Consider the following 10070-nt stretch of genomic DNA (forward strand, 5'->3'; position numbering starts at 1 on the left):
CAAAAATGATCGTTTCTGAGAACCTGAAAAGCGCATTCCGAGCATCAGTTCGAAGTGCGCTTTTTCAATGTTCTTGGATTCCCAAAACCTGGTACCGAAAGTCGACCGGGCTTGAAGGGGCACGGAAGGTTTTTGGGATGTTTAGTGGTCTAACTCTTTAATTCTGCGGTAGAGGGTCGCTCGGGACATTCCCATATCTTTGGCGACTTGGGTGGCTGGATCGCCTGCCTGGATGAGCTTGGCTGCGGTTCGGATCTGGGATTCGGTGAAGGTAGGTCGGCGACCGCCGAGGTCCCCTCCGGCGGTGCGGCGTTTGGTCACAGAGTCGTTGATGCGTTCACGTTTGATCTCCAGCTCCATTTGCGCGAGTGCTGCCATGACAGTGAAGACCATGGCTCCCATGGGTGTCTTGGTATCTACATCGCCGCCGCCGAGGTTTAGCACTCGCAGTCCGATATTCCGTTCGCGCAGTTCTTGGGCGAGTTCGAGCATTTTCTGGGTGGAGCGTCCGAGCCGGTCCAGGGTAGTAATCACCAGGGTGTCATCTGGGTAGAGTGCTTCGAGGGCTTTATCGAGTCCAGGACGTTTGGCCAGCGCCCCGGAGAGTCCATGGTCGGTGTAGAGGTCATCGCGCCGGATGCCAGCCGCCAATAGGTCTTGGATTTGCCGGTCGGCGTCTTGGGCTTTGGTGGATACGCGAGCGTATCCGATCAGCTTGGTCATGGAACCCTTGAAAGTGTCTCGCAACTAATAGTGTCAATATGATTCTACGACATTGGTTGTGACACATAGTTGCGAGAATTTAGAACCGTTGAGTTTTCAAGGATTTTCAGCTGGGGGAGCGGCGCTCGGTGAGACGTCTTGCAACCCATGAGTTGGAAGACTTAGAATTCCCGAAATTTAATGAATTAGTCATGACGCATAGGAGGATCTGTGTATTTCCTGAATGCGTTCTAAGCGAATTGTGAGATTCAACTGGGGAAAGATAGGCTCATACGGTAGGTATAGGAGTGTACTTGCAAGCCTCTCGTAGTGCGGGGCATCTAGTCGGAGATTGGCTGATGTCCCGTTCTATTCTTTTCTCCACAACCGGGCTGTCGTTGGTGGGAGTTTCTTTGCCTCACCGAATACAGGGCAATGTGCCGTGGAAACTACCCGGAGCGTCAACCTAACACTTATGGTTTACGCCGACTGGACGGTGGATCGGATAATAGTCAGCGAGCCGGTGCACGAGTAGAGATGACCGGCCAGTTCTGCGCGGGACTGCATGACACCGTCCGCGTTAGCCAAATATATGCCTCGGTTGGTACTCGAAGATCCAAGGGTAATATCGCCGGTGCTACGCCAATACACGTTGGCAGCTTTGGTGCCCCGCGTGAGGGCAATGGTGCTCCCGCTGGCGGAAGTGATGGTGCTGGCGCGGAAAATGAATCGTGCGCTCGGGTCGCCTTGTCCATCCAGGGTTACCGTGCCGTTGATGGTGAAGCGTCCGGTGGAACTCGTATACACTCCAGGTTTGATAGTCCCAGAAAGTACCGGGTCTCGGGTGGCCGTCGCGGGGTACTTATTCAAAGCGGCATACAGAGCCAGTAGGTCTGTTTTTGCGTTGCGTGCGCCAGTGGTGTTGCGGTCGGTGCTTCCCGAAATGTCCCAAGGCCAGAACCCCTCGATTTTCGTTCCCGGACTCGTGGCAACACTGCCAGAAATTGTGGTTCCAATACCCAGTGCAGGGCTATGCTGGATGCTTTCATGTGCCATGAGCAGGTATGTGGCTGCTCTGCCTAGTGTGAGTTCGGGCAGCTTCGCAACGGACCAGCTCGCCTTGGTGCGGGTGCTGGTGCTGAACGCGGCAGTCGAGGCAGGTATTTGAGGGCCAAAGATGCTTCCAGCGGCGGCTAAACCAACAAGCGTGAGCGCGGTACGCCGGTCAAAACGCCGTGGCGAGAGAATTTCCGCGACGCCCACACGCTCTTCAGCCACTTCTTCTTCGGGTAAGTCCGCATCCCCATCGGAATCATCCTCAATGTTCGGGCGCCGCCCGGGGCCTCTGAAAGCCAATATCAGAGCCGCTAAAGTAACTAGACCCCAAAGAATCAACGGACCGAAGTTGCCTGTGTTCAGCCAGAAGCCCGGAAGTCCGATCATCGGGATCAAAATGCGCGCTTGCCCAATAATCTGAGATCGTGTCAGCGAGCTGCTGTCGACATCCTGATTCGCATCGCCTGCGGTGACGAATGTTCCGTCGTCGTTAGCTTCCACGATGCGGTGCAGACGCAGCCGTTCAATTCCGTCGGGTTCGGCCGCTGCTGGGCTTCGATACTGGACGACGCCGCCCATGGGCACTGGATCGCTCTCATCCCAAGGAGAGGCAACAGCCACATCGCCCGGACTGATGTGTGGTTCCATCGAGCCTGTTTGGATCACCGTCGCGTGCCAGCCGAAGAGCACCGGGACGAAGGCGATGGCCGCGAGAGTGGCTAAAGCGACGAGGTAGCCTTCGGCTAGGGTAAAGCCGATTAGCCTGCCCCACCCCGGTGTTCGGGGTGTTGCAGGTTTTCGGTGTTGTTTTCTATTGCTCACTCAGTGCGATGGAATTAGTTGGCTGGCGCGTCGCTCTGCAGTTCCCAGACGAGGTCGATGCTGGTGCGAGCGCCTTGCAAGGCGTCGAGCTGCGACTGGCTCAATCCTGCAGCGTCAAAAGTCCAGGTGCCGCGGTAGGTGGTTTCCTCACCTGGGGTGCCTTCAGTCTCCCACGCAGTGGCTGTGCCGCCGGTGGCGTAGTCGTGGTTTGCTGTGGAGAGTTCCTTGAGGGAGTAGGCTTCCGGGGCGCTGCCAATGGGGGTGAACCCGGTGCAGTCGTTGAATGTTCCGCCGGTGCCGCGTTCGACATTCAGTGTGATGTGGTCTTCTAGACCTACTGCCGAGGTGGCCAGGTTTTGCACGTAGGAACGCACTTCACCGGGAACAGTCGAGTTTGAAGTGACCACGATGCACTTGGTGCCAGTCTGCCCCGGAACGAGATTTTCGACGGTGAACGCTGCGGTGCCCTTGTCATCATCGGTCAGTGCGACCTGACCCGTGGCCCAGGAGTTGCCGGAGTTGCGAGTGGTTGCAGTGAACGCGGCGTTGGATGCCTGCCAGACCATGGCACCTGCGAGCAGGATGGCTACGGGAGCGGCGGCGAAGCCGACAATTTTGGTGGTGCGAGCAGATGGATTGCGCATAGGGATACCTCAGGGTGTGGGAGTGGTGGGATGGGCCGAGGATAGGTGCTTCGTTCTCCGTTGAGGAGCTGTGGCCGTAGCTATGCTCGCCCCAAACCTTTTCTCGTTATTGGAAAGTATAACGAACGGATGTGAATCGTGGGTGTGATTTCTTTCATTGATTTTCCTCTAGAAAATTTAAGGAAAATAGCGTTTATCTTCTATTGGAAGCGTTCATAGGTCAATTTGCTGAATTCATAGGGGTAAAGACTTCGCGCCATCAGACTTTTCGGGCTCTTCAGGATTCAGAGTGTAACCGCGGCCTAAACCCGCCAGTCTCCAGCAACGACCGTGCGATATAGTGCGCCAGATTCCTGAACCCCAACGCGATACCTCGCAGGTGTTCTAGCCGGCCATTCAACGCTTCAGTAGGCCCATTCGAACTGCCCACGTGGTCAAAATACGCGAGGATATCAGCCTTCCTGCGCCGCAGGGTCCCGCCGAGCTTCTTCAGCTCCGGTAGACCCTTGGGCACTTTCGTACCGATGTCTTTGATGAGCTGTTCCATAGCCCACCGACCGATCTCGGGTTTCAGTTGCCGGTAGGCTTCCACCATCTTCTGATACACGCTCCACACCAACTGCACCTGTTCATGCGTCTTCGTTGCGAACAATGTTTCGAGCTTGTCCTTCTGCTTCTCCATGGCCAAATCCAACCCGACGGTCAAGGTACGCCGGCACTGATACAGCGGGTCGTCTTTACGCCCGCGCCGCCCGTGCTGCTCACGCTGCACCCGCTGCCTGGTCTTGTCTAACGCGTCAGATCCAAGCTTGACCACATGAAAAGGATCCAAGACTTCCACCGCCGCTGGTAATTCTTCGGCTGCAGCGGTCTTGAACCCGGTGAACCCGTCCATCGCGACCACCTCAATGCCCTGCTTCCACTGCTCGTCGCGTTCGGCCAGCCAGGTCTTGAACACCGCTTTGGACCGGCCCTGAACCATGTCGAGCAGGCGTGCGGTGCCGGTGCCGTCGCGCACAGAGGTCAGGTCCACGATGACGGTGACGTATTTGTCTCCAGTCTTGGTATGCCGCCACACATGCTCATCCACACCAAGGACTTTCACCCCGTCGAAACGGGCAGGATCATTGATCAGCAGGCGTTGGCCTTCAGCCAGTACGGCTTCGTTGGCGGTGTTCCAAGTGACCCCCAGCCCTTCGGCGATCCGGGAGACCGACAGGTGCTGGCAGACCAAACCGACCAACGCCCAGCGCAGCTCGAGCAAGCCGGCAACCGGATCGTCCGGTAATAGAGGTGCTTCGGATAGCGTCCGTATAAGGCGCCTTCACCGGGCATTTTGTCGGGCGGGGTATACGGGAATCAAGAATTATTGCTACCGCATAGTTTTGAAATCATAGGTAGCCAACTAGCAAAGCGTCCCGTATGAGGACCGGCTTACGAGACTGCTTGCGTATGGAGCTTGCCCGTTCGCTACCCTGAACTGAAAAGCTCGAGAAAGACGCTAATGAAAAATGTAGTATGGATCGTCCAGCAGGACGCCACCCCTGACAACACCGTGCTCGGGGTCTTTGACAATCCGCGTGAAGCTGGCGAATTTGCAGAGGCTATCAAAGATGAGTTCGTTGACCATGTACTGATCCAACAATTCCAGATCGGCTACAAGTTCACCGATGGATCGTCCCGATACTCCGCATGAGGTTCCCCCTGAGAGCTGACTCTGGATAGCGTTCATTGGGTAGCCGTAGTCCAGTGAATGCATGGCTCAACACGGCCCCAACGTGGGAATTTTTCCGCACTCCGTGGCGACTTCTTTGAGGCATCCGGCCTTTGGCTCAGGCTCTATTAGTGAGCAGCGTCGGTCGAAGCAGACTGCGATGCCGGGTGCTCGGGCACCTCGGGGTACACCTCTGGCGGCAGACCAATCGTGAATCCGTCATCACGGACCATGGTGCCACCCACATTGAGTATGCTCTCTTCGCTCTGGCTGCCGTCCGTGAGGTGAACGGCCATCGCGCTTCCAAACTGCTCCCCCACCACCACACTGACGTTTTGCGGGTTGATGCCCCGCTCGACAAGGATTTCCCGCGTTTTGGCAACCATTGCATCGTCCAAGACACCGCCAGGGAACGGTGAGGTAACTCGGCATACCCCGTCCAGATCAGCGGCATAGGCGGCTGCAACCAGGTCCTTGCCGGCTTGCTCCAAGGAGCCAACCGGTTTGCGTCCGTCGCAGGTATCGCCCGAGTAATCCCGGAAGACGGAACATCCCGATAAGATGACAGCGCACAACACCAAACCGGCGACGCTCAACCCAGTTGACTGGTACTTATTCAGGGATCTCAGGCTCCACTGTTCATGTTCGTTCATGCAGACCATTATTGCCGAGGTGACTCCCGACGCTGTGCAATCGATCCGTGTCATTGGGCGTCGATGGCGACCAACGGGTCGTGTTACTGCCTCTGTCTACGATCATTTGATCTTGAGCGTCCCGCATGGGGTTCGACCTATGGGATCGCTGCATCAGCATTAGTGGAGAAGTTTCTGGTCGACGCTAGGCTAGTCGCATGATGACAGTTATTTCAGCGCCAGCAGATCTCATCGTAGCAACCAATATAGGTGTGGGCGTCCGATTTGCTGGTATCGAATCGATTGCAGATGTTTCCATCGTTTCTGACGAATGGCTGGGGAAAGAAGGACTTAGGCTCTATTTTCAGGGAATACGTAGCGACGAAACTCGGCAACGCGACGCTCGCTTCGAAGAACAACTAAACCAATGGGGTGAGCTTCGAGAACTTTCTGGAGCCGAAGCCGCAGGAGACCCGCCCTCCATGCCCGGACAGCTCGTTCTTGGAGTAGTTGGAGCGGTTATTTCGGATGACGTAGGCACCACATATCGGTTGAGCGCTGGACAGGTTGCTGGGGGCATGTCGGGCTGGGAATCCACTTGGGTATATCTTCCAGCACCTCCAAAAACGGCAGGGGTCCTCACTCTTGAATTTACCGTCAATGGCGAGCCAACCGGCAAGATCTGCAAAATTCAAGTCGACCGACCTGGAGAATTCTCGCAGAGGGTTCCCTAACGGGCAGGACACGAGGGAGTTATATACGAGTCAGATTGCAAAGCCTACGCAATAAAGGTTCTGTAGTTCTCGCGTTCAATTTTGACGTAAATCGCGTGTAAATCCGGGGTATTCAGGGAAATCACCGACGTAGTCGGCCTTGAACCCCAAAGATTCGTAGAACAAAACAGACTCGGGTGTCGCCTGCCAATCCAGAATCATCGGAGAAGGACGATCTTTAGCCCATGCGAATGCTGATTCCACCAGTGCACGGCCGGTTCCGCTTCTGCGAGCTGTTGGGATGACGAACAGGTCATGTATTCGTCCAACGCAAAATGAACCCCGGAGCCCAAGCCCGAAGTCTTGAACTGCAACATATCCACTGAGAGCATTCGGCCCGTCTGCTACAGCTACAAACCACCGGGGATCATTTAGCAATCCTCTACATCGAGTTTCGAATTCCTCAATGCGTACTTGTAGTCCCGGCGTAAACATGGTCGTCAATTCGTAAAGACAACCAATATCCGCTTCGATTGCCGGCCTAGCTGTGATGTCCAGGGACGTTGTTCTGGCCCCCGCCCGTAATGACACCGTGCCGATTCAAGAAGTATCTGTCCAGACCGCTCGCCATTGAAGGCATGTTAGAGTTTAGGCATGTCGAGTCCCGAATCAGACAGGTCAGGGGTTGTCGGTCACACCGCCAGCCCCTTGAACCACTAGTTACGACGCCCACGATCTGTGTGGGCGTATGTCTGGCGTACCCGGGGCGCTGGCCGTGGTGACAAGAAGAACCATTTCTTGATCTCACACCTCGGAGTACTCGATGCCTTTTGCCCTCTACATGCTTGCCCTGGCGGTCTTCGTCATGGGCACTTCAGAATTCATGCTCGCGGGATTGCTCCCCGCGATCGCGACCGAACTTGACGTCTCGGTCGGCACTGCGGGACTGCTGACCTCCGCATTCGCAGTCGGTATGGTCGTCGGCGCGCCAGTGATGGCGGCATTCGCTCGCCGTTGGCCACCGCGGCTCACATTGATCGTTTGCCTTCTCGTGTTCGCGGGAAGCCACGTCATCGGAGCGATGACACCAGTGTTCTCTCTCCTGCTCATCACCCGGGTGCTCAGCGCTCTCGCAAACGCAGGATTCCTCGCCGTAGCACTGAGCACGGCCACTACCCTCGTGCCAGCGAACCAGAAGGGGCGTGCACTGTCGATCCTGCTCTCCGGCACGACGATCGCAACCGTCGTGGGCGTCCCCGCCGGGGCACTGCTCGGCACAGCGCTGGGCTGGCGAACGACGTTCTGGGCGATCGCCATCCTCTGTATTCCCGCGGCCGTTGGAGTCATTCGTGGCGTCACGAACAATGTTGGTCGGAGCGAGACTAGCGCGACCTCACCAAGGCTCCGTGTCGAGCTCAGCCAGTTGGCGACGCCGCGGCTCATCCTGGCCATGGTACTCGGAGCGCTGATCAACGGAGGGACCTTTGCGGCATTCACCTTCCTGGCACCCATCGTGACCGAGACCGCGGGCTTGGCCGAAGCGTGGGTGTCCGTCGCGCTGGTGATGTTCGGCATCGGATCGTTCCTTGGCGTCACGATCGCAGGACGACTATCAGATCAACGACCTGGCCTCGTGCTCGCAGTCGGCGGACCGCTATTGCTGACAGGCTGGATCGTGTTGGCAGTGGTCGCATCTCATCCCGTCGCGCTTATCGTCCTCGTCCTCGTTCAGGGATTCCTGTCGTTCGGCGTCGGCAGTACTCTGATCACGCGTGTGCTGTATGCAGCATCGGGTGCGCCAACGATGGGCGGTTCGTACGCAACCGCAGCATTGAATATCGGAGCTGCAGCGGGGCCCGTGCTTGGTGCGCTCGGGCTCGCGACCGGGCTGGGGCTGCTCGCGCCGGTTTGGGTCGCTTCGGTGCTGACAGCGATCGCTCTCGTCATCATGCTTCTCACCAGACGCGCGCTTACGAAGACCGCGGCGGAGGCCAATTGATGACCCATCCGAACGCTCTTCTCACTCCTCGTGCCCGTCTCCGGTTAGCCCGGCTGATTGTCGAAGACGGCTATCCGGCCACGATCGCCGCAAAGATGTTCATGGTCTCCCCGATCACTGCCCGGAAATGGGCAGGCCGCTACCGGGAAGAGGGTGAGTTTGGGATGCAGGATCGCTCCAGCAAGCCGCACCGGATCCCAGGCAGGACGCCCGAGCATGTCAAGAAGAAGATCATCAACCTGCGCTGGCGGCTTCGACTGGGGCCAGCCCAGATCGCTGCGCGACTTGGTCTCTCGACGTCGACTGTTCACGCGGTCCTCGTCCGTTGCCGCGTGAACCGCCTCTCGCATATCGATCGTGTCACTGGCGAGCCATTGCGGCGATATGAGCATCCTCATCCGGGATCGTTGATTCATGTCGATGTCACGAAGTTCGGCAACATCCCCGACGGCGGTGGACATCGTTACGTAGGTCGGCAGCAAGGCGCACGGAACAAGCTCGCGACTCCGGGATTACCACGAGGAAAAGATCACAAGCCGCGCACCGGGACGGCGTTCGTTCACACAGTCATCGACGACCACTCCCGCGTCGCATACGCAGAAATCTGGTCGGATGAGCAGGCGAGCACAGCGGTGGGAGTTCTCGAACGCGCCGTGGCCTGGTTCGCCGAACGAGGCGTGACCGTCGAGCGAGTCCTATCCGACAACGGGTCGGCATACAGATCCCACGCATGGAGGGACTTCTGCGCTCGGCTCGGCATCCGACACAAGCGGACACGCCCCTACCGGCCGCAGACGAACGGGAAGATCGAGCGATTCCACCGCACGCTCGGGGACGGCTGGGCCTATGCCAGGTTTTACGGTTCAGAGGCCGAACGACGCCTGGCGCTGCCCGGCTGGCTCCACTTCTACAACCACCACCGACACCACTCTGCGATTGGCGGCGTACCCTTCGACCGACTCAACAACGTCCCTGGACATCACACCTAGCTAGCTTATTGCTAATTGTCATTCTCATAGACTACGGGCTGCTCCTCATCGAATCACTAGATCGATCTTCTGTAGCGATGATTAGCTTTTTCGTGTGATACCGACCTTCGCCCAGCGATCGAGGATAGCTGGCCCGCAGAGCATTCCGTAAATGAGAACCGAAGGTGTCGTTGACGTTGTCGCGTAGATCCTTGATCTTCATAGAGAATGGCACCATGAATGATGGATTCTATTTCGATCTCGTGGATTACTCTGAGGTCGTCAATAACACCGCAGGGATGTATATAGTCGTATGCCACCTGTGGGAGATCACGGACAACAAGCCAGAGGTGAAAGATTCCATCATTCTCGATGAAGCAAGAACACGCGTGCACGCCTTGGGAATGGAAACAACTTTTATCGGTCTTCCTGGGTGGCAGGGAAGATTGAATAATCCGGGAGTGTCTCTTGCCTGGTTTTTCAACAACGGCTTCTATGTATTCGAAATAGATGACGACATGATGCAGTCCTGACAGTTAACCGTTCTGTTTTCCCTGCCCCGAATTTTGTGTCCCAGTCAAGGTTCCGCTTATGGGAAACGAACCAGCCATTCATAACTGCAACTAACCGCCGGATAAAATATCAGTCACACGCCGAGGTCTTGGTAAGCATGTCAGCCATTTCAAAACGACCAGTTAAACAGAAGGTGTTTTCTCTCAGGACATCGGTAACAGTTCTGCCTCAGGACATCGGTAACACTTCAACATTTAAAGTGGTGACACTTCTCCCCGGGATTTAACGCCCCGAAGTACACAGCCCG

At 56.7% G+C, this 10070-nt stretch carries 11 protein-coding genes and 1 pseudogene; 6 read left to right on the top strand and 6 right to left on the bottom strand.

Annotated elements, in window-relative coordinates:
- Positions 1-141: 141 nt before the first annotated feature.
- From EKH49_RS15495 to EKH49_RS15510, 4 genes and pseudogenes are all read right to left on the bottom strand, one after another.
- Entirely contained in the window at positions 142-723 is a 582-nt protein-coding gene (locus EKH49_RS15495) for a recombinase family protein (RefSeq protein WP_128471562.1), read from the bottom strand.
- Between the two features lie 459 nt (positions 724-1182).
- Positions 1183-2406, bottom strand: a complete 1224-nt coding sequence (locus EKH49_RS15500) for an ice-binding family protein (RefSeq protein ID WP_128471563.1) — start codon at positions 2404-2406, stop codon at positions 1183-1185.
- A gap of 188 nt (positions 2407-2594) precedes the next feature.
- Positions 2595-3224 carry a hypothetical protein gene (locus EKH49_RS15505; protein WP_128471564.1) on the bottom strand — a complete coding sequence of 210 codons (630 nt, stop codon included), beginning with the start codon at positions 3222-3224 and terminating at the stop codon, positions 2595-2597.
- A gap of 277 nt (positions 3225-3501) precedes the next feature.
- Positions 3502-4479, bottom strand: a pseudogene (locus tag EKH49_RS15510) (ISL3 family transposase); the annotation flags it as partial.
- A 249-nt stretch (positions 4480-4728) separates the two neighbouring features.
- Between EKH49_RS15510 and EKH49_RS15515 the strand changes: the two are divergent.
- Positions 4729-4920 (top strand): hypothetical protein, encoded by a 192-nt coding sequence (locus tag EKH49_RS15515; protein ID WP_128471565.1) that lies wholly within the window; start codon positions 4729-4731, stop codon positions 4918-4920.
- 146 nt (positions 4921-5066) lie between these two features.
- Here EKH49_RS15515 and EKH49_RS15520 read toward each other — a convergent pair whose 3' ends face one another.
- Positions 5067-5591, bottom strand: a complete 525-nt coding sequence (locus EKH49_RS15520) for a hypothetical protein (RefSeq protein WP_128471566.1) — start codon at positions 5589-5591, stop codon at positions 5067-5069.
- Positions 5592-5788: 197 nt separating this feature from the next.
- Between EKH49_RS15520 and EKH49_RS15525 the strand changes: the two genes are divergently transcribed.
- Positions 5789-6304, top strand: a complete 516-nt coding sequence (locus tag EKH49_RS15525) for a hypothetical protein (RefSeq protein WP_128471567.1) — start codon at positions 5789-5791, stop codon at positions 6302-6304.
- 75 nt (positions 6305-6379) lie between these two features.
- Here EKH49_RS15525 and EKH49_RS17225 read toward each other — a convergent pair whose 3' ends face one another.
- A complete protein-coding gene (locus EKH49_RS17225; RefSeq protein WP_442903516.1) occupies positions 6380-6778 on the bottom strand; it encodes a GNAT family N-acetyltransferase in 399 nt (132 codons plus the stop codon).
- 253 nt (positions 6779-7031) lie between these two features.
- Here EKH49_RS17225 and EKH49_RS17230 point away from each other — a divergent pair, with 253 nt between their 5' ends.
- The 4 genes from EKH49_RS17230 to EKH49_RS15555 all read left to right on the top strand — a co-directional run bounded on the left by EKH49_RS17230 (position 7032) and on the right by EKH49_RS15555 (position 9783).
- Positions 7032-7085, top strand: a complete 54-nt coding sequence (locus EKH49_RS17230; RefSeq protein ID WP_011113070.1) for a chloramphenicol resistance leader peptide — start codon at positions 7032-7034, stop codon at positions 7083-7085.
- A gap of 21 nt (positions 7086-7106) precedes the next feature.
- On the top strand, positions 7107-8282 hold the full coding sequence (gene cmx, locus EKH49_RS15545) for a chloramphenicol efflux MFS transporter Cmx (RefSeq protein WP_047217927.1): 1176 nt from the start codon (positions 7107-7109) through the stop codon (positions 8280-8282).
- Complete coding sequence (locus EKH49_RS15550; protein WP_011113072.1) at positions 8282-9271, top strand: IS481-like element IS5564 family transposase; 990 nt, start codon at positions 8282-8284, stop codon at positions 9269-9271. Before cmx ends, EKH49_RS15550 begins: the two co-directional genes overlap by 1 nt.
- A 215-nt stretch (positions 9272-9486) precedes the next feature.
- A complete protein-coding gene (locus EKH49_RS15555; protein WP_128471569.1) occupies positions 9487-9783 on the top strand; it encodes a hypothetical protein in 297 nt (98 codons plus the stop codon).
- Positions 9784-10070 lie beyond the last annotated feature (287 nt).

The sequence above is a fragment of the Glutamicibacter sp. HZAU genome (assembly GCF_004100365.1).
GTDB classification, from domain to species: Bacteria; Actinomycetota; Actinomycetes; order Actinomycetales; family Micrococcaceae; genus Glutamicibacter; species Glutamicibacter nicotianae.

Coding starts and splice junctions, on each gene's coding strand:
- EKH49_RS15495 (WP_128471562.1), bottom strand. CDS start 723: ATGACCAAGCTGATCGGATACGCTCGCGTATCCACCAAAGCCCAAGAC.
- EKH49_RS15500 (WP_128471563.1), bottom strand. CDS start 2,406: ATGGAACCACACATCAGTCCGGGCGATGTGGCTGTTGCCTCTCCTTGG.
- EKH49_RS15505 (WP_128471564.1), bottom strand. CDS start 3,224: ATGCGCAATCCATCTGCTCGCACCACCAAAATTGTCGGCTTCGCCGCC.
- EKH49_RS15515 (WP_128471565.1), top strand. CDS start 4,729: ATGAAAAATGTAGTATGGATCGTCCAGCAGGACGCCACCCCTGACAAC.
- EKH49_RS15520 (WP_128471566.1), bottom strand. CDS start 5,591: ATGAACGAACATGAACAGTGGAGCCTGAGATCCCTGAATAAGTACCAG.
- EKH49_RS15525 (WP_128471567.1), top strand. CDS start 5,789: ATGATGACAGTTATTTCAGCGCCAGCAGATCTCATCGTAGCAACCAAT.
- EKH49_RS17225 (WP_442903516.1), bottom strand. CDS start 6,778: ATGTTTACGCCGGGACTACAAGTACGCATTGAGGAATTCGAAACTCGA.
- cmx (WP_047217927.1), top strand. CDS start 7,107: ATGCCTTTTGCCCTCTACATGCTTGCCCTGGCGGTCTTCGTCATGGGC.
- EKH49_RS15550 (WP_011113072.1), top strand. CDS start 8,282: ATGACCCATCCGAACGCTCTTCTCACTCCTCGTGCCCGTCTCCGGTTA.
- EKH49_RS15555 (WP_128471569.1), top strand. CDS start 9,487: ATGAATGATGGATTCTATTTCGATCTCGTGGATTACTCTGAGGTCGTC.